The sequence below is a fragment of the Natronosalvus amylolyticus genome (assembly GCF_024298845.1).
Lineage (GTDB): Archaea > Halobacteriota > Halobacteria > Halobacteriales > Natrialbaceae > Natronosalvus > Natronosalvus amylolyticus.
In genome coordinates, this window is sequence record NZ_CP101156.1 from 3,217,162 (window position 1) to 3,236,543 (window position 19,382).

The 19,382-nt window shown below is 58.6% G+C and carries 17 protein-coding genes and 1 tRNA gene; 5 read left to right on the top strand and 13 right to left on the bottom strand.

Annotation, left to right across the window (positions count from 1 at the left end):
* Positions 1-10 precede the first annotated feature (10 nt).
* Positions 11-2,401, bottom strand: coding sequence for a methyl-accepting chemotaxis protein (locus tag NLK60_RS15025; protein ID WP_254808585.1), 2,391 nt, complete (start codon positions 2,399-2,401; stop codon positions 11-13).
* A gap of 284 nt (positions 2,402-2,685) precedes the next feature.
* Between NLK60_RS15025 and NLK60_RS15030 the strand changes: the two genes are divergently transcribed.
* Entirely contained in the window at positions 2,686-3,987 is a 1,302-nt protein-coding gene (locus NLK60_RS15030; RefSeq protein WP_254808586.1) for an ICP22 family protein, read from the top strand.
* Positions 3,988-4,011: 24 nt separating this feature from the next.
* Here NLK60_RS15030 and NLK60_RS15035 read toward each other — a convergent pair whose 3' ends face one another.
* The 9 genes from NLK60_RS15035 to tatA form a co-directional block, all read right to left on the bottom strand.
* A complete protein-coding gene (locus NLK60_RS15035; protein ID WP_254808587.1) occupies positions 4,012-4,752 on the bottom strand; it encodes a type IV pilus modification PilV family protein in 741 nt (246 codons plus the stop codon).
* Entirely contained in the window at positions 4,752-5,225 is a 474-nt protein-coding gene (locus NLK60_RS15040) for a DUF7266 family protein (protein ID WP_254808588.1), read from the bottom strand. Before NLK60_RS15040 ends, NLK60_RS15035 begins: the two co-directional genes overlap by 1 nt.
* 1 nt (position 5,226) lies before the next feature.
* Positions 5,227-5,703: a DUF7261 family protein gene (locus NLK60_RS15045; RefSeq protein ID WP_254808589.1), complete on the bottom strand. Its 477-nt coding sequence runs from the start codon at positions 5,701-5,703 to the stop codon at positions 5,227-5,229.
* Positions 5,703-6,353, bottom strand: a complete 651-nt coding sequence (locus NLK60_RS15050) for a DUF7288 family protein (RefSeq protein WP_254808590.1) — start codon at positions 6,351-6,353, stop codon at positions 5,703-5,705. Before NLK60_RS15050 ends, NLK60_RS15045 begins: the two co-directional genes overlap by 1 nt.
* Positions 6,354-6,355: 2 nt before the next feature.
* A complete protein-coding gene (locus tag NLK60_RS15055; RefSeq protein ID WP_254808591.1) occupies positions 6,356-6,847 on the bottom strand; it encodes a DUF7287 family protein in 492 nt (163 codons plus the stop codon).
* A 1-nt stretch (position 6,848) separates the two neighbouring features.
* Entirely contained in the window at positions 6,849-8,912 is a 2,064-nt protein-coding gene (locus NLK60_RS15060; RefSeq protein ID WP_254808592.1) for a type II secretion system F family protein, read from the bottom strand.
* Positions 8,909-12,451: an ATPase, T2SS/T4P/T4SS family gene (locus NLK60_RS15065; protein ID WP_254808593.1), complete on the bottom strand. Its 3,543-nt coding sequence runs from the start codon at positions 12,449-12,451 to the stop codon at positions 8,909-8,911. The genes NLK60_RS15060 and NLK60_RS15065 overlap by 4 nt, the downstream gene beginning before the upstream one ends.
* 640 nt (positions 12,452-13,091) lie before the next feature.
* Positions 13,092-13,164, bottom strand: a tRNA-Arg gene (locus NLK60_RS15070).
* 10 nt (positions 13,165-13,174) lie between these two features.
* On the bottom strand, positions 13,175-13,480 hold the full coding sequence (tatA, locus tag NLK60_RS15075; RefSeq protein WP_254808594.1) for a twin-arginine translocase TatA/TatE family subunit: 306 nt from the start codon (positions 13,478-13,480) through the stop codon (positions 13,175-13,177).
* A gap of 504 nt (positions 13,481-13,984) precedes the next feature.
* Between tatA and NLK60_RS15080 the strand changes: the two genes are divergently transcribed.
* From NLK60_RS15080 to NLK60_RS15090, 3 genes are all read left to right on the top strand, one after another.
* Positions 13,985-14,464, top strand: a complete 480-nt coding sequence (locus tag NLK60_RS15080) for a redoxin domain-containing protein (RefSeq protein ID WP_254808595.1) — start codon at positions 13,985-13,987, stop codon at positions 14,462-14,464.
* A 141-nt stretch (positions 14,465-14,605) separates the two neighbouring features.
* A complete protein-coding gene (locus tag NLK60_RS15085) occupies positions 14,606-15,439 on the top strand; it encodes an HD domain-containing protein (RefSeq protein ID WP_254808596.1) in 834 nt (277 codons plus the stop codon).
* A 41-nt stretch (positions 15,440-15,480) separates the two neighbouring features.
* Entirely contained in the window at positions 15,481-15,786 is a 306-nt protein-coding gene (locus NLK60_RS15090; RefSeq protein WP_254808597.1) for a hypothetical protein, read from the top strand.
* A 28-nt stretch (positions 15,787-15,814) separates the two neighbouring features.
* On the opposite strand, the gene NLK60_RS15095 is transcribed toward NLK60_RS15090, so the two are convergent.
* A complete protein-coding gene (locus NLK60_RS15095) occupies positions 15,815-16,051 on the bottom strand; it encodes a helix-turn-helix domain-containing protein (protein WP_254808598.1) in 237 nt (78 codons plus the stop codon).
* Positions 16,052-16,211: 160 nt separating this feature from the next.
* On the opposite strand from NLK60_RS15095, the gene NLK60_RS15100 reads away from it, so the two are divergent.
* Positions 16,212-16,406, top strand: coding sequence for a XapX domain-containing protein (locus NLK60_RS15100; RefSeq protein WP_254808599.1), 195 nt, complete (start codon positions 16,212-16,214; stop codon positions 16,404-16,406).
* Positions 16,407-16,463: 57 nt separating this feature from the next.
* Here NLK60_RS15100 and NLK60_RS15105 read toward each other — a convergent pair whose 3' ends face one another.
* Positions 16,464-17,768 carry a 5'-deoxyadenosine deaminase gene (locus NLK60_RS15105; RefSeq protein ID WP_254808600.1) on the bottom strand — a complete coding sequence of 435 codons (1,305 nt, stop codon included), beginning with the start codon at positions 17,766-17,768 and terminating at the stop codon, positions 16,464-16,466.
* 128 nt (positions 17,769-17,896) lie between these two features.
* Positions 17,897-19,261, bottom strand: a complete 1,365-nt coding sequence (locus tag NLK60_RS15110; RefSeq protein ID WP_254808601.1) for a serine hydrolase — start codon at positions 19,259-19,261, stop codon at positions 17,897-17,899.
* Positions 19,262-19,382: the final 121 nt, after the last annotated feature.

The window sequence follows — 19,382 nt, forward strand, 5'->3', positions numbered from 1 at the left end:
TGACCGATCACTAGTTTCCGTCGCCGAACGTGAACACGTCGTCTGCGTCGTCCGTTGTGCCGTCGTCGCTCGCCGTCTCTTCCGGCACCGCTTCGTCCTCGTCCGTTGGCGCTTCGTCAGTGCTATCGGTGCCCGCTGGGAGTGTTCCACCCTCTTCGGCGTGCATTGCCGATATCGCATCCTCAGCTGCGGGCAACTCACCCGATTCGAGTTCGGCATCGGTGTCGAACCGGTCGAGGGCTTCCGAAAGCTGTGCGGCCTGGGTGGCCAGGTCGCTCGCGCTCTGGGAGACTTCGGTGAGTGCGGTGGTCTGTTCTTCGGCTGCTGCAGCGACGTTTTCGGCTTCCGCGGTCGTCTCCTCGGAAATCGTCGCTGCTTCGTCGACCATCGATACGACCTCCTGTGTCGAGGCCGCCTGCTCTTCGCTGGCTGCGGAAATTTCCTGCACACCAGTGTTCGTCTCTCCTGCATACTCGGCGATTTCGTCGAGCGCGTCGGCCGCCCGCTCGACCGACTCGGTGTGTTCGGAGACACGCTGACTGGTTAGCTGGACTTCCGTCGCCGTTCGTTCGGTCTGTTCTTGAATCGTTCCCAGAATCGACTCGATGTCTTCGGCAGCGTGCTTGGTCTCTTCTGCGAGGTCTTTGACTTCGCCTGCGACCACCGAGAAGCCCTCGCCCGAATCGCCAGATCGGGCCGCTTCGATGTTGGCGTTGAGCGCCAGCATGTTCGTCTGCTCGGCGACCTCGGTAATGAACTCGATCAGTTCGTCGATCTGCTCCATCTCCGACTCGAGGCGTTCGATCTCCTCGACGGCGGCTTCGGACTCGGTTTCGATCTCGTTCATACCTCGGATTGCATCCTGAGCAGCTTCCCGACCCCGCTTTCCTGTGTCGGCGGTTCGCTCGGCGATGTCGGCGACCTGATTCGAAGAGGCCGCAATCTGCTCGATTGTTGTCGAGAGGCCGTTCATCTCGTGGTTGACCGACTGCAAACTCTGGTTCTGTCGTTCGGCGCCGTCCGAAATTTCCTGGATGGACTCGGTCACCTGCTCGGAAGCCGATCGGACTTCTTCGCTCGAGGCGGTCACCTGTTCGCTGGCGGTTGCCACCTCGTTGGCGAAGGCCTTGACGTTGGCCGTCGTCTCCTCGAGTTCGCCGACCATCTCGTTGAACTCGGTTGCGATGTCTCGCATCGCCTCGTTTTCCGTGTCAGGGTCCATACGGGCGGTGAGGTCGCCGTCACCACACACTTGCATAACGTCGCGGTACTCGTCGGCTTTCGACTCGAGATGTCGGTTGATCGCCTCGGTTTCGGCCCTGGCTTGCTCGGCCTCTTGCCGTGCCTCTTCGGCGTTTTTAATCTGTTGTTTCAGCGAGTCTCGCATATTGGCGAACCCGCCATAGAGACGGCCGATACTGTCGACACGTTGGGTCTCGAACTCGACGTCCAGGTCTCCGGATTCCATCTGCTCGGCTTTCGAGGTCAGTCGGTCGATCGATTTCGAGGTGTTCCGACCGACGATTCCACCGATGAGCATTACGAACAGAATGCCTCCAATCGAGGCGTAGATGCCGTACTGCTGGACGTCTTGTACGAACCCGTACGCTTCAGACTCGGGTGTCTGTACCGTTACCAGAAACGGGCTATCTTCGGTGACTCGTGCCGCTGAAATGATGTATCCCTCGTCGTGGAACTCCTCTTGTGTCGCTGCTTGGAGGGCTTCTCCCGGTTGCGAACTGGTGAATATTTCACCCTCGAGTCCGACCGATGCGAGGTCGACATCGTCCTCATCGTAATCCATGAAGAACGCTCCGCCGCTGGGATCCATCACGACCGTGTCTCCTTCACCGTCCATCCCCTGCATAACGATGAACGAGACGCGGCCGTTGTCCTCGTTGTAGATCATCTCGTGGGAGTACGATTCCATCTCGAGCGAGAGAACGATGAACTCGTTTCGCCAGTCGTTAGCGATAACGTAGCTCAAAACCGGGGTGCCGTCGGCTGCTCGGTGAGGCACCACTGCCGGGCTACGAGCCATGTTCGCGATCGGCTCTCCGAAGACGAGATCGTCTTCCTGGTAGGAATCCGAGTTAGATTCGTAGTTGTCTTCCACCTGGGCAAACTCTGCGGCCCACAGCAACTGGTGTTCCTGGGCAACGGCGCCAAGCGGTTGCTCGTGTATCGAGTCGTTCGTACTCTGACTGACGGTTCCCTCGTTTAGATCAACGAAGTGGATGCTGTGTGCACCCTCAATGTCTGACCTGAGACCGACCAGTTCGACCTGGCCTTCAGCGGGCATTGCCGACTCGAGTGACTGCACCTCTTGAAGGTTGAGCTGGTTCCACTTATCGACGTTTCTGGCCTCCTGTTGGGCCAACTCCGCCGAATCCTCTTGCACCTGGGTTTGTACCTCTCCTGCAATTTCATTCGTTCCGATATACCCCACTGCCCCCACAGACAGCCCAATCACCAGCAACACTATGGCGAACTTCAGCGCATAGCTTCGTCTGATGAAAGATGGGATAACTTTCCGAACCGGGCCTAACATACGGTCGTAGACAGACCCACCGACGCTTAAATCCTCACCCACCATTATCACGATTGAGAACAAAGTTACCAGTATCGAAGATTATTTAACTGGAACGGGGGACGATATTACCGATCAGAACGACGAGTTACCATATGGCTGCCGATTCTCTCTCCACTTTCGCCGAACGAACACGCTCTCGACTCGAAGAGTTTCCACCTCAGTCGCTACCTGAGACGCGGGCTATCGTCGACTCGCTGCTCCGGGCACTCGAGTGGAACCCCTACGGTGACACCCGAACGAACGCCACCGTTGCGGGCAGGTTCCTCGAATACGTGTGCCAGGTCGACGACGTACCGGGGGTAATCGTCGCGGTCGAAGCAGCGTCCGACACCCTCGAGAGCGAACGACTCGACGCACTGAGGGGCGTCCTCACGGCGACTGGCATCGACCGGGCCATCTATACGAACGGTCGAGACGTGGTATTACTCGCTGGAACGGACTCGCTCGATCACTACTCCGGACCACTGTTGGCGGACACCACGCTCGAGTACCTCGAGGAACTGTATGCAAAACCGGCCATCGAAACCCATCTCACTCACCATTCTCGCCGTGACGTCGCCCGAAAACTCGCGGTTGAACGTGAACCGCTCGAGGCCGCGCTGACACGGGACCTTCTGGACGTAACGGGCGACTCCTACCATCGTGAAGTCTCCGCGGCCGTCACTCAACTGCTCGATCACTTGCTCGAGTCGTTTGCAGATACACAGCGAGCTGGCACTCATCTCGAATCCGGTGACGCGACTCCTTCGAGTGCGGCAACCAAAACGGACGGAACGGACGAGCGAACGGCAAGCGTCCAGGAGGATACACGGACGTCAGCGGAACCTTCAACGGACGCGGAGGGCCCGGAAGGGAGTGAGGTGCATACGGGCGATGGTTCTGAGCCCACCGGGACAGTATCGACGCTCGAGTTCGACGAGGAGGGGGAACCCGTTAGCACGACGGACGCTACCGAACAGGTGACGGACCACACAACGGATGCGGAGGGTGAGGGACAGGAACCCGACTCCCTGGACGAACCGAAAGCTGAAGCGGCTGAGACGGAGTACGTTGCCAGGTTCTTCAGCGACCGGGGTTCAATCGGAGCCGTCGGGCACTCCGACTCAGGAGAGGCGCTTGCCCACGCAGCGGAGTTCCTGTTCGAACGTGGCCTGTCGGGGATTCGATTACCGTGGTCGCCAGCCACTGACGACTCGAGTGAGTGCGACGACAACGAAGTCGAATTCGTGCTCGTCGGCTGCGACGACGCCGGTCGACTGCCTAACCACCGAACGCTCTCGAACGGCACCCACATCAATACGGCAGGAGCCGTGACCGATCACGCCCGACGCCTCGAGGCGCTGAGCGCTCGCGCGGGCTATCGGGTGATGTTGACTGGGGATTGGCCTTCGTGACTGCGGGCATCGGTCGAAACGTCGTTAGAAGTCGATTTCGGCTTCGACGATGTGAATGGTGACGGTGCCGCCATCCAACGAGCAGTCACCGTCCTCGAACCGGTTCTCGAGGACCATCTCCCAGCCGGTTTCGTACTCGGAATCGCCGACGTCGATTTCGACACTGTCGACGTTGGTGTAGGTTTCTCGAGTCGCGTTCGTCTCGCTGATCGAAATCCGGCTGGTTTCGCTGCTCGCGAAGGTTCGTGCGTCGGGTTCGATCTCGAGGATCGTGATGACAGCCCGGTCGTCGGTACACCGTATCATCGGGTACTCGAGGGCGACACTTCCCTCGCCGTCGCCGCGGAAGATGCCGCCGCCCTCGTAGGCGATGGTATCGGAGCCACGGCTGGATTGGTAGACGAGGCCGCCGGTTGTCGTGGTTTCATCATACACGGTAGTCCCGTTCGTGTGTTCGACCGTAACCGTCAGTTCCGTCCCCTCGTAATCGGTCGAAATCGAGCCGTCCCGGAGGTTGAGTTCGCCGGAGCGGTCTTTGATCCCGTCGTATCTGATGATGTCGTTGAAGTTGTCACTCAGAGCGTCGAATCCCCGTTCGGCGTTCCTGAGTTGCTCGCCCTCCTGATAGCTGTTCATCGACTGGAGGCCGATCACCGACACGATGGCGACGGAGCCGATGATGATCGTAAACACGAGAATAAAGGCCAGCACCTCCGAAACCCCGCGTTCGTGACGGCCCTCGGCTCGTGGCTCACTCGAGAACATCAGGAACCACGCTCCAGCCTGATGTCGCCATCCTCGTGGACGATTTCGATAGCGCCCCCGTGGACTTCGCTGTCACCGTCGACGTCGACTGTCACCGGGACGTAGACGTCGACATTTCCGGACTGGGTGGTGAGATGGAGACAACTGGTTCCATTCTCGAGGAGCGGTGCCTCATTACATGTTTCTCGTAACGTGACCGTGTAGCGCTCCGATGCCGCTCTTGCGGGATGGTTGACCGTCATGTTGACCGTCGTGTCGTCATCCGTCGCCATCGAATCGACCTTCGAGAGTTCGCCCGCGAGTCGCTCGCCGATGGTCTCGAGCGAGCGGTCGGCGCTTCGGTCGCGTTCTCCCTCGAGGAGTGCCCCTGCCGAGATGAGCAGGCCGGAGATCAAGACGGTAGTAATCGCGATGGTGAGGACGTGCGTGATGGCGATGGAAACGCCGCGGTCAGTTCGGTGCTTAGCTATCATCTTACCCCTCTTCTTCCTCTTCTTCCTCTTCTTCCTCTTCTTCCTCTTCTTCAGGATGATCCGGGCAGTCTTCTAGGTTGATCTCGACAACTCTTTCGAACTCGAGGTCACTCGAGGCGTAACGCACGTTCACTGTCGTTACATTACCGACTGTCCCATCATGATCGAGTGACACGACACTCGCCGTCGACCCCGATTTACTGTGCTGGTACTGTTTCTCGAGCGCCTCGAGATCCGCTTCACTCACCGAACCGTTGTGGGCCAGCGCACAGACGCCGTCTTCGATCTCGAGCGCACTCCGGTCGGCGTCACTCATCGCCTGTCCGGAGGCACTCGAGGAGAGCGTCTGCGTGTAGAGCACGCCGTTGAAGACGACCACTACGCCGAGGAGGATGAACGCGATCGTGACGGCGGCGATGAGCACCAGTTGGCCTCTATCGTGCCGAGCGTCGTTGCCTCGTTTGGCTTCGTCCCCCATCACCAGACGGTCACCCTGATTTCGACGACGTTGTACAGTCCATCACCCTCCTCGAGATTGGGAATGTACTCGCCTTCGTCGGTGATGTCTTTCAACTGCTGATCACTGTCCGGCGCGGTGATCGACTGATTTTCGTGTAACACGACCGTGTAACTCGCGGTGACCGCTGTGCTCGAGGGAGCCCCCTCGTCGACCAGACTGATCGACTCGCGCTCGCCATCTTCGTTCGCTAGGTAGTACAGTTCCACGTTGTAGTTCTGCCCGGCCTCGAGGTTCCCGTTCAAAATCTCCCCGAGCGTCGAGGCGTTCTGGCCGAGCTGTGAGCTATTCCCGAAGTCAGACGCGGTGTAGGCACCCTGGCCGCCGTCGGATTCGTTGTGGAACGACTGGAACTCGCCTTCTTCGACATCGACGAAACGAACGAGTTCGGACAGATTGCCGTCCTGCTGGGCGACGATTAGCGCATCTTGCACCTGCTGTTGGACCTGTGCCTGTGCCGTTCGGTCGACCGCACCGCCCGACGACGGCGTGATGACGACCGACTGGACGGCAAACAGGACGGCGATCAACAGGATGAACGCGGCGGTAAAGCCCTCGAGGGTAAACGCCTGCCCCCGTTCGTCTCGTGTGGGTGGTTCGTGTCGTCGCATGGTTACCACACCCGTACCGTTAGTCGACAGGCTGGGTCACACTCGAGGCCTAGTTCGGAGGGGTCATCGAGCGTGATTACCCGCGTCGCCGTTCCCGATGGCTGGTCCCGGTACTCCGATCCGAACGCGTACGAATGGTTACCATCGAACGATTCGATCGTGACGTTGACCCGATCTATCGGCGTTCCGTCCAGTGATTGGCGAATGCCGAATTCGTCTATCGAGGAATCGTTACGTTCGTCGAGCATCGTCGCGTTCAGTTCGTTGGCCGTGTCCGTCGAGTAGTTCGCCACGATGTCGGTCGCGATCCGGTCTGCCTGCGCTGAGTCGGGTGCCGTCGAGGCCGAAAACGGCGTTATCAACGTCGGGACGTACGAGAAAACGAAGGCGACCGCGAGCAGGAAAATACCGATGCCGACGGCGAAATCCTGGGTGGTCTGCCCTCTCGAGCCGAGCGAAACCGACACCGTCCGGGGTCTTCGTCCTCGATTCATCTCAGGCCACCAGTGCCCAGCTTACGAGCGCGATCGTCGTGAGGACGAGTACGTATTTCAGGCCACTCAACAGGTCCGCATCCCGGATATACCCGCTGATGAACCCCGAGAGGATCGCCTGGAGCGTCACGGCGTGGAAGAACAGAAGCGAGAGCACGTTGATGTCGATATTCTCGCTGAAGTCTGCATCAGCCAACTGGCTCGCCGCCGCCCCGCCGGCATCGACGTCGGCACCCGTATCGAGGTCGGCCATCGTGCCGATAAACTGCGTCTGGAGGATGGCGATGACGGCGAGCAACGTCATGAACGTCATGATGATGATGACGACTTGCATCCGCGTCCGTGACTTCCGTTCGCGTTCGATGTCGTCGTGGTTCTCGCTCGAGCGAGCAGCCGTCCGTAACACGTCCGAAATCTGGTTCGAGGCCTCCTGTGCTTTCGTGACGAGTTTGACCGTCCGGGCCATCCGCGGGATGTGATACTTGTTGTTGAACTCGACCAGAGCCTCGGAGAGGCTCATTCCGTAGTTGACTTTCGTGTGCATCATCTCGAGTTCGCGGGCGAGTTTGCCGGAGGTCGTCTCGGCGACGGACTGAAACGACTCGAGAAGCGTGAGTCCGGTTTCGTTCGCACTGGCTAGCTTTCGAAGGTCCTCGGAGAGCGTTTTGACGACAGCGTTTCTGGTATGGACGTTCCACTCCCGAAATACCGAGAGGGGAATAGCGATCATATACAGGGGTACGTAAACGTAGATGAACGTCCCCCAGACGGGGTTCTGTTGCATTCCCGACCAGGAGGTCGGTGCCGAGCCGTTCACCATCGCCGTGGCGACGACCACGAGCGCGGCCGGGACGGTTAGTGCGAGCGTTAACAGCGGATTATCGCGGAAGAAGATGTGCGGCCGTCGCAACACCTCGATCGTCTCGTATGTCCCTTCTCGGTTTTTGATCCGGTCGAAGACTTTGTGCTTGCCCGTGTACTGTTCGACCAACCCGAGATTGAGCAATCCCTGCTGGCGTGCGCTTTCGATCCGTTTATCGCTTTTATTCAACGTGAGATAGCCATCCCCTGGCTCGTCGTGTTTGACCGTCGAGACCAGAACGATAAACCCGACTCCAGTGAGCGGTATCAGTCCGTAGACGGCCAGATACAGGAGTTCGTCGGCAACCTCGGCGTCCGGAACCATCTGCATAATGACCATAATAATGATCAAAAGCAAGGGGAAAAGCGAGAGCGTCATGTACATCTCGCCGAACAGCTCGAGGGTCTCGAGGGTGAGCTCCTGTTCCTGTTTGGCCGTCCGCATGTGCTTTTCTTTCTTGTCTTCGAGGAAGCTCTCCATGTCACCACCGCTGTTGACGATGGAGAGCATGTCAGTCAGAAACTGTGAGAGTTCGTCACTCGGCGTCTCGATGGCCTGGTTTCGGATCGCCGTTTTGTAGTCGACGTCGAAGTACTCCGTTTCCTGGACGATGCTCTGGAACTCCTTTGCGACTTCTCCGTAGGTGTCGTCGGCTTCGGCCATCGCCTCGAGAATCTCGAGTTGGTTCATCCCGCCGACGGAGAGCGCGTACATAAACGAGACGGAGTCGGTCAAGAGCATGTTGATCTCTCGTTTTCTGGCCGACGCCCTGGAGTATGGAATCGCGACCAGTGTGCCGAACCCGAACGCAAACCCGAGCGATCCAAAGAATAGGCCTGTTGCCAGAACTAACGCGGGAATTCTGGTCAGTTCGATGAACTCGAGTACCGCCTGGCTCTGGACGGGGAACCCGAGGATGGTGTCGACCTGAATAACACCGGTTGCAAAGAGCCCGTAGCCAAGCATCAGGCCGATCAACCAGAGAAAGAGCCCGGTAATACAGCCGATACCGAGCGACCGGGACAGGTACATCTCGACCGTATCGGTCATTCGAGCCTGGGCCAGTTTCAACTCGATATCTTTGACGAACTGCCCGTCTTCGCTGAACAAGCGCTCGTACAGGGGGTAAAACGCATCACCGAGAAAGTCGGAACTCGTCGTCACCCCTCCCTGATCGCCGGAGCCACCCGTCTGTAAACTCATGTGTCGTCCTCCGACTCGTCGTCACTCGCTGTCTCACTGAACAGTGAGCCTTCGGAATCGGCATCCGAGAACGTCTCCGCATCATCGTCGCTGAAGATGGACGACCCCTCCTCGTTGGTCCCATCCGATTTCTCGCTCGGTTCGTCACCCGTTGACTCGTCGTCACTGAAAATCGACCCAGCGGAGTCATCGAATAACGAGTCTTCGTCCGCGCTCGAGGGTGCAGGCTCCGTCGAAGCCGACTCGGTTGTCTTCGAATCGGATCCAAAGATCGCATCGAGGTCCCGATCGGGGAACATCTCATCGAAATCGGACGTGTCCGGCCCTGCATTCAGTGAGCCTGCCGCTTCTTGCCCATCGAACGCTGTATCTTCGGCCGGCCGTCCGGGCGTTTCATCACCAGTAGCATCGGCCTGCTCGAGGGTTTCGAGCGTCGAGTCCATGTTCGAGAACAGTCCCTCGAGGGTACCGTCATCTTCGCCGTCCTGTTTGCCTTCCGGTTGTGGTGGCGCGTCGTTTGAACTTGCGGAAGGCGTCGGCTCGGTATCGGCTTGAGATGTCGCTGGTGACTTATCCAACTGTGGCGTCTCGGGGGTTGTGGCTGGTGAATCAGCCGCTTGTCCTGTCGGTGACTCGGGGTCGTCACCAATCGGTTCTCCACCAGTGTCGGCGTTTGCCGCTGCCCCACCAGTGTCGGCGTTTGCCGCCGCTTCGAGTGCGGGGCGTGTCTGGTCATCAACTGGTTGGCTGTCGGCTGGCTCCGCATCTGCACCCGAGGCCTCCGCCGGTTGGCCTTCCTGATCGCCTACGCCGAAATCGTCATCCTCCTCGAGCCAGGCCGGTCCGTCTCCGGATTCGAATGAAGACTCGGCCGATCCGTCGCCGAGATCCCAGGCGTCACCTGTAACGGATTCATCGACTTCGCCCCCGAAGTCGAAGTCGTCGACGTCAGCTCGATCGACCTCGATCGGTTCGGCCGATTCGACGTCACCCAGTGCGGACGAGAGGCCGGGCGTCGATTGTCCCCTATATTCGTCGAACAGGGATTCTTCAGCCCGCTCGAGGATGTCCATCGAGAGATTGTACGTCTCGCTCGTCGAGTCCGGTCGGGGGACCAGTTCCTCCTTTTCGGGGTCGACGTCGATGAGGACGCTCTCCATCTCCCGCAGGTCTTCCAGACTCGCCTCGAGTTGGCCGTTCGCGATCAGGGTCAAGATTGTATCGGGATCGTTGATGAACGCCTGGACGGTCGCGGCCACCTGTGCGTAGGTGTTGAGATCATTTTTGATCAGGTATGCGAGTATCGCCTGGCGTTTGAACAGTTCTTTCTCGAGTTTTTCGTGGTTCCATCCGCGGTCGAACTGGATCTCCTGGAGGGTGTTCGAATCCCCCATCTTCAGGTACTCGTCCGTTTCCGCCTGCCACTGGTAGACGTCCTGTACGTTGATCTCGTCGTGTTCGGCTTCGTAGTGGTTGATCTCGGTCAGAGACTTGTTACGACGCACTTTCTGTCCCTGGACACGGGTCTGTGTCTGAATCGACACCAGATCGAGCGCCGTAAACATCGTCTTCGAGACGTTGATCGGGTCGGTGGTAAACCGCTTCAACACCTCGTCTACGGAGTCGGCGTGGAACGTCGTGTACGTCGTGTGCCCCGTCGACATCACCTGGAAGAGTGTTCGTCCTTCCTCACCACGGATCTCACCCATCACGATGTAGTCAGGGCGTTGACGCAGTGCGGCCTCGAGCAAATCGAACTCGTCGACGTCACCTTGATCGTCGTCAGAAAACGAAGGTCGAGTGACCGACGCGATCCAGTTTCGCTGTGGTAACTCGACCTCTCGCGTGTCCTCGATGGAGACGATCTTGGTGTTGCTTGGAATGAACAGGGAGACGGCGTTCAGGCTCGTCGTCTTCCCCGAAGCCGTCCCGCCAGCGAAGATGAGGCTCTTGTGGTTCTCGATGGAGAGCCAGAGGAAGGCCATCTCGTCCAGGCTGAACGTGTTCCAGTTGATGAGGTCGATCGGAGTGAACGGGACGTCCTTGAACTGACGGATGGTGTAATTTGTCCCGTGGTCTGAGACTTCCTTCCCGAGTGTTAGCTGGGCACGGGAGCCATCCGGGAGGGTTGCGTCCACTTGCGGGAGTCGCTTACTGATCCCTTTACCGGATCGCTGGGCGAGTTTTACGACGAAGTCGTCGAGTTCGTCCTCACCGTGGTAGATATTCGAAATGATCTGTTCGTATCCAGAGTGATAGACGAACACCGGCGAGTGGTACCCGTCACAGGAGATGTCCTCGACGTTGATGTCGTGTTTGATCGGGTCTATGCGTTCGTACCCCAGGAAGTTACGTTTGAGCTGATAGAGCAGTTTTTCGACCTGATACTCACTCAGTGTGTCGGCGTCGTCGGCCAGTACGGCCGGTTCGGGTCTGGCTTCGATGCCATCTAACTGGATGGGGCCGTCTTCGTCTTCGACTTCCTCGTCGTCGTCCAGCAATGTCCGCAGAGACTCGATGAACCCTTTTTTGGTCTTTCCGCCCGACTTCTTGAAGAGATCGTATCGTTTGAGCAATCGTCGAGTTTCCTCTTCGATAACTTCCCGTCGTCCCTCCTCGTTGGCCTTGTGTTTGAGGCCGTCGTCAGAGTACTTGATCGCCGTTCGAAGCTTTCCGGAGAGGAAATCTTGTAGATCCGTTTCGATTTCGTTGAGATACGGTTCGACGGCGTAGTACTTTTTCTCGTTTTCTTTCTCCGAGTGGAAGATGATGACGAACGCATAGGGTTTATTTACCCAGTAGCGTTCGACCTCGCGGAAATGGAGCTTTTTCTGCATCGGAACGGCTTTCTCGAGGTCGTATCGGTTCGAGACAGTCGTTCCACCGTCTTCGGTCGAAAAAAACTCGTCCTCGTCGATGTCTTCGCTGACGTTGACCGTTCGTTCCTCGATGATGTCGTCGAGTTCCATCGCTGCGGCGCCACCCGCATGCAGTCTATTTCGCACGTCATCCGGCTCGAACCCGAGTGCTTCCTCCTCGTCGAATCGGTCCACTGTCCCCTCCTTGGTTCGTGGCCGGCTGCCGTCGTCGTCGTAGTAATACTCCCATTTGTAGTGTTCCCAGGTATAGACGTCTTTGACGACCGGTGTCGTCTCGGGGTCGACGTACTCGAGAAACGCGTCGTTGAGCACGTTCGCGTTCGGGACGAACGTCTGTGCGAGTAGCGAAGGGAGTTCATCCGGGTGATAGCCAAGAAACGCCTCGGGATCGAACTCGACGCGGTTCCAGTCGTCGCCGCTCGGGACGGTCGCGCCCGTTTCGTCCGTATCCAGGCCAAGCTGGTCGTCAGGTCCGCTCGTTCCGTGAGGATAGAGAAGCGATATCTCGTCGTCGTACCCGTACTCAGCCATGAGATCAGCCCAGGTGTACGCGCCGACTCGAACGTCAGCTCCGGCTGCTGTTTCGTCGGATGCCGCCGCTGACGTCCCCGCTTCAGCATAGTCTGCGGGGTCGGATTGGTCGCCCTCGTCAATAGCCATTACCGACCTCCACTAATTCAGCAGTCAAAAAATTCATGCAGAAATTACCATCTTTGATAATCTCGACCCGCCACGACGGTAGCTCCGTGTCGACGGTCGATTGATTCGGCTTCATCACACTCTTGCACATCCTTACTCACCCAGGTAGTCGACTATCATTTCTCCCATGATCATTTTTATTTTGTGGTTTCTATCAAGATACTAACACTGCGGTGAACGTGGCGTCATTTCAACTAGTATCACTCACACGATGACAGATATGTCTCTTTCGGCTGTTCGACTCGAACGTCTCGTCTGACTTCTTCGTCCGTTCGAACCGACCCCCTTCGCTCGAGATACCGAGCACCGACGAGATTGTGGGCGTCGAAGGTATCGTCGAATTACTCGAGTGTACAGCTTACGGTGTACTCTTTCACTCAACACTCGGCGGTCGCTACACCGCGACTATATGATGCGTACATGTTGGCGGACGACACGGGAGTGAGCGAACGCCCGCGGTCTCGAGCAACGTCGCGCCGAGAAGACGAGTCTCGTGAGTCGAACAGGCGAGACGGAATTCGAACCACAGTCGCGGCGAAGCCGCTCCCTGATCCGAACCCGCTGTGTCGTTTTCACTGCTCACGTGTCGTTCACAGGAAAACGGGCGAGACGGGATTCGAACCCGCGATCAGAAGGTTAGGAACCTTCTGCCCTCTCCGCTAGGCCACTCGCCCAGAGAAAAAATTAGTTGGCCTCGGTTTCTTTTTCGGTGTCCGAACTCGACTCTTCGTCGGTAACAGATTCGGTATCGACGAACTCGTCGTCTTCTTCCTCGTCGAGGTCGTAATTCCCCGTCTCGCGCATTTCATCCAGTTCCTTTTCCACTTTCTCCTGCCCTTTCTTGAACTCACCCATGGCCTCCCCCGTCGAGCGCGCCAGTTTCGGGATTTTGTTCGCCCCGAACAGCAAAATGGCGATGAAAAGGATGATCAGGAGCTCCGGACCCCCGGGAACGCCGGGGATGACAAGCGGTGCGATTTCGGCTACCATCTCTGTGCAAGGATTATCCGCTGGCAATTATAACCTTTTTGGACCGGCAAGTGAACTCCCAGTTTGGTCTGAATGTGCTCGAGAAGGCCTCTTGCTCGAAATTTCTTCTCGTGGAATAGGCAATGTCGGTGCTCGATGGGAACTCGTTGGTATGACTGGCAAATTCGCCGACGTTGCCCAGTGGTTTCCCAAACCTGCAGTTGTGAGTGAAATCACGCAGTGCGGTTCGCTTTCACTCACCGGTCGACGTTTGGGAAGAGACTACAGTAGCTATTGAAACGCATTTTACACCTAACGCAAGACTGCGTCGCGATAGGTGTGTAAACCGTTCCAATAGCTACTATCGCGCTGTGAACTGCGCCTGAGCACTCCGTCAAGCGTTGACGTGTAAACCGAACCCATCGGTTCGGCTTCCATGCGCAGGCTCGACGAACCACTGAGGGAACCACCTGTGACTTTCTCTAAAACGAAACGGTCATGCTTGTCCTACCGAAGACCAAAGCGATGGTAGACGTAGGCGACATTGCGCCCGACTTTACTGCACCGCTCACAACAGGTGACATCGAATCGATCACGCTTTCGGACCGACTCGAGGCAGAAGCTCCGGTGGTCCTCGCGTTTTTCCCCGGCGCGTTCACTGGGGTTTGTACGACCGAAATGTGTACGTTCCAGGACCGACTCTCCGCCTTCGAGGCAGTCGATGCGACCGTTTACGGTGTCAGCGTCGATTCCCCGTTCTCGCTCAAGGAGTTCCGTTCGCAGAACGACCTCAGCTTTGACCTGGTAAGCGATTTCGAGAAGGAAATAATCGACCAGTACGGCGTCCGGATGGACTTTGAAGAACTTGGTGTCTACGGCGTTGCCAAACGGTCGGTGTTCGTTGTCGAAGCGGACGGAACGATCAGTTACGCGTGGGTGAGCGATGATCCGGGCGTCGAACCCGATTACGACGAAATCGAGGCTGCTGTCGACACTGGAAACTGATTGGTCGTCGCTAAAATTCGAACGACACGACGCCCGCTCGAGGTTTTGCACACGTTCGAAACCTGGTGCGTGCATCGGTCGCCGTTTCCCTTTCGAACGACGGACGGAGGGCTTTTTTGTATCCCCGCCGAGTTCAAGCGTATGAGCGATAGTGAACAGCCAGAGCAGCCGATCGGCGAGGCGGGTGACCGTCGGGTGTACGATCCGGACAACGAGCACCACTTTCCCGACGAGAAGGTAAACGCCGTCCTCGAGTGGCTCGATGGCGACGAGGAGGTACAGACCTATCTCAGAGCCCAGAACGTCAATGCTGTCGACCGAAAACGCTACAACGATCACGGCGCAAAACACATCGAAATCGTCCGCAATCGGGCGCTGTGTCTCTACGATCTGTTGAAAGCCGGAAACGTCGAGTTCAATGGGGCGAACCAACAGGGTCTCGAGGAGGCTGACGAGGCGGTGATCGTCGCGCTGGCGGCGACCTTACACGACGTGGGCCACGTGGTCCATCGCGACCAGCACGCGTACTACTCGATTCCGCTCGCTGCGGACTTACTAGACAAGATTCTGCCCGAATTTTACGACGTCTCCGACAGCGTTCGTGTCAAAGGTGAGGTGCTACACGCGATTTTGTGCCACCACACGGCGGAGACGCCGCTGACGACTGAGGCCGGTGTCATTCGAGTCGCTGACGCACTCGATATGGAACGCGGGCGTTCACGCATCCCGTACGAACAGGGTGGCCGCGGAATCAACACGCTCTCGAGTCAAGCGATCGACCGCGTCTCGCTTCACGAGGGCGAAGGGACGCCGGTGATGGTCGAAATCGCGATGACCAACGCCGCAGGGGTCTATCAGGTGGACAATCTGCTCAAGGCGAAACTCAACGGCTCGGGTCTCGAGGACCTGATTCGCATCGTCGCGGTCAACACGAACGAGAAACGCGAACAACTGGTCGAGCGAATCGAACTGTAGGGACCACACGTTTCAAGCCCTTCGCTTCCCCCCTCTCGAGTATGACTGCGAACGATGGCAACGGGGCAGACGACCGCGAGTGGCCCGACCCGTCACCCGGCTTCGACCTTCGGTTCGACCGCCGGGAACTGGCCGTACGACTGGCGTGTGCGGGTGGTGTATTTTTCGTTCTCGTGCTATTCAGCCGCGATTTTTTGGCCGAGGCAATCCCGCTGCTCTGGCCGCCGACCGACCCGATCACGCAGTGGTCGATGCTCGTGATGCTCCACGCCTTTGGCTACGTTATTGTGCCGTTGTTTCTCGGGTCGATTATCGCGACGGTGCTGCTCGAGCGCGTGCTGGAGTGAGTCTACAGAAGGCGAATGGGTTTTCGTCTCACTCGAGAACGTGATACCGTCCGTCTCGTCGTTCGACGTAGCCACGTTCGCGCAACGTGGCCAGGATCGAGAGTGCAGCGCCTTTATCGACGTTGAGATTACAACAGAGGTCGTCGACCGTCCGTGTCTCGGAATCGTCCCTCAGTGAGAGCGAGAGATAGATGAGCTTCGCCTGTGCGGACTCGAGTTCGGCTGGTATCGATACCGGGGGGTGCTGTCGCGTGTTTGCGTGCATACTCAATCCCCATTTCTTCGACGATATTAAAACTGTGTATCGTCAATTGACGAAAATTGGTGACGGACGTCGATTCACACGGTGTCGGTCTTGGCTAACGAAGGCGAAACGGATTCGAGGATACCAGAGCGTTTTTGTCATCGCTTTCCCCTGCAACGGTATGGGATTCAAACTGATTGCACTCGGCTTGCTCACCGGCCTGTTGACGGGTGCGTTTTTTGCGCTGTTCGACGTTCCTATTCCTGCACCCCCGGAGCTTCCAGGATTGATGGGAATCGTCGGTATCTATCTGGGGTATAAAGCTGTCGAGGCCGCCGATCTCTCCGTTCCGGTACTCGAGTCACTCGGTTTTTGAAGATAGCACCATTGATGCCCGGGGACGAAAGCAGCGACAGTAAAACAGGTGGCGGATTTATGGCGCACACTCGAGTCCCGACGCGATTTCTCGAGCGCGTTCCCTGATTGCCTTCGGATCGGCGTGTTGCACTTCGCCATCGTCGACGAGCACGCGACCGTCGACCATCGTGAAGCGAACGTCGTCGCCGTGAGCCGAAAAGACGAGATGGGAGAGCACGTCGTGAATCGGTGTGGCTCGCGTCAAATCGGTCTCGAGGCCGATCAGGTCTGCTTTCCAGCCCGTTCGGAGGGTACCGACGTCCTCGAACCCGGCCGCCTTTGCGCCGTTGATCGTCGCCATTTCGAAGACGGTTCGAGCCGGCAGGGCGGTCGGCTCGAGGCGGTCGACCTTCTGTAGCAGTGAGGCCTGTCGCATCTCGGTAAACGGGTCGAGCGTGTTGTTACAGGGCGGACCGTCACTGCCGAGGGCGACGTTGATACCCCGATCGAGGTAGTCCTGAACGGGCGCGACACCACTGGCGAGTTTCATGTTCGAAGAGGGGCAGTAGGTGACGTGCGTACCCGTTTCGGCGAGCACCTCGCGTTCGCTCTCGTCGGTCCAGACGCAGTGAGCCAGCACGACGTCTTCGCCGGTGAGACCGACTTCGTCGAGCCAGTGGACGTTTCGCATTCCCGTTTCGGCTTCGACTGTGGCGATCTCGTCGCGGTTCTCGCTCGCGTGCGTATGAATTCGGACCCCGTCGTAGGCATCTACTAACGCTCGAGTTCCGCGCAGGCAGGCTTCACTACAGCTGACGGCAAACCGGGGTGTGACGGCGTACTGGATTCGACCATCGTCGATACCGTGATAGCGTTCGATCAGGCGTTCGCTTTCGGCCAGTGCGTCGTCGGTATCCTCGAGCAAGCCGGACGGGGCGTCCTTGTCCATCAACACCTTCCCGAGCCGACCACGGATTCCCAGCTCTCGTGCAGCCTCGAAGGCCTGCTCGGCGTGAGACACCGAGAGGTGGTCGATGCAGGTCGTCGTCCCGCTCTCGAGTAACTCGAGATAGCCCAGTTCGGCGGCGACGCCCATCGCTTCGGCGTCGAGTTCGGCTTCCATCGGGAGAACGTACTCGAAGAGCCACTCGAGCAACTGGGTGTCGTCGGCGATACCCCGGCCGAGGCTCTGGACGGAGTGAACGTGTGCGCCCACGGTTCCCGGCGCGACGAGGTCGTACGTGCGCCGTTCGTGGTCCGGATAGCGCTCGAGACAATCGGATCGCTCGCCGACGGCGACGATTCGGTCGTCGACAGTGACGACAGCACCGTCTTCGATTACGGTCTCGGCGTCGACGACGACGGTTCCGGACACCAACATACCGCTCCAGCATATACGGGCGAGCCGCTTAGGTGTAACGTTCCCTGTGTTGCTGTATGTCGACTGGTTGTGTCACCGTCGAACGGTGCCACTCCAGTGGTCACACCCACAGCCAGGTGTGAGTCCGTTCAGCTCGAGCGCTGGTGTAATCGCCACCGGTCGACCAGCAACTCTCGGCCGGTATCGGTTTCTGCGAACTGTACGGGTTGTCGCTCCCCGGCCGGCGTCAGTATCGAAAACGTTCCCTTCTCGAGGTCATCGGGAATCAGTGTCGTCCAGTTCCCGTCACCGATCGGGCCGTCGATACGCAGGCGCAGGGTGCCGCCTTCGGGCTCCACCGTCGCCGTTTTGATGCCGCGATAGGACTCGTACTCGCCGCTGAGTTCATGAAACCGTTTCTTTCGGGCGAAAAACGGACGTTCTTCCGGGTCCTCGCCACACAGCGTACCGAAGACACCTTTCCCGAGTTCCGCGAGGCCGTACCCCGGTGCCGTGTTCGCCAGCAGGACGATACCGAGGTCGTGCTCCCTGCTGAACCCCGCGTAGGCCGTCGAAACGGCGATCGAACCGCCGTGACCGACGAGCGACTCGCCGGCCACCGTTCGCGTCCGCCAGCCGTAGCCGTACGGGCCCGACGGCGTCTCCGCGTAGGCCCCGTACGCTTTCTCGAGCGTCGATTCCTCGAGCAGGCGATTCCCGTTGTAGCGTCCACCGCGCAGGTGAAGTTGCAGATACGACGCCATATCGGTCACGGGGGCGAGCAACCCGCCCGCGGCCGCGCTCTGTTCGCGGACGGGAACCGGTTTCGGCTCGAGGCCGTCGTCCGTCTTGTGATACGGCGTCATGCGGTCGTCGAACGCCTCGTACGTGGCTTCGTCGTAGGTCGAACGGTCCATCCCGAGTGGCTCCAGGATTCGTTCGGTCACGAAGTCGGTGTACGGAGTGTTGGTACACTGTTCGATCAGCCACCCGATGAGGGTGTACCCCGAGTTGCAGTACATCCAGCGCTCGCCTGGAGATTTGGTTTCCTCACGTGCGCCCTCGATGTGGGCACGGACGTCGGCACGAGTTCCGAGCGGGACGCCGGTTTCGCCGACTTCCATCTGTCTGGCGATGAGCGCTTCACTGGTAGCGAGCGAGGGGTAGCCGGAGGTGTGGCTCAGGAGTTGGTGGACGGTCACGTCCGCCGGGACGTCGACGTCGAGTTCGTCTGTCACCGGCTGGTCGAGGTCCAGTTCCCCCGTATCAACCAACAGAAGGGTCGCCAGCGAGGCGAACGATTTCGAGACCGAGCCGATGCCGTACACGGTTTCGGGCGTCGCGGGAGCGTTCGAGGACAGGTCTCGCGAGCCGTAGCCTCGAGCGTAGCAAACCCCGTCGCTGTCGGTGATGGCCAGACTTAGCCCCGGAATGTCGTCTTCGTGGAGTCGTTCCCGGAGGAGCGAATCGATCCTGTGGCGGGTTTCGTCCTCGAGTGTGTGACCGTTGGACATGGATATGACGTCACACTGGCCCAAGAGAATTCTTTTGGTCACACACTCGAGTTTCCGGCAACGCCAACGCAGACGTGAGGCCTTTTGGGGGCTGGCCGACGAACACCAACGACGGTGGAGA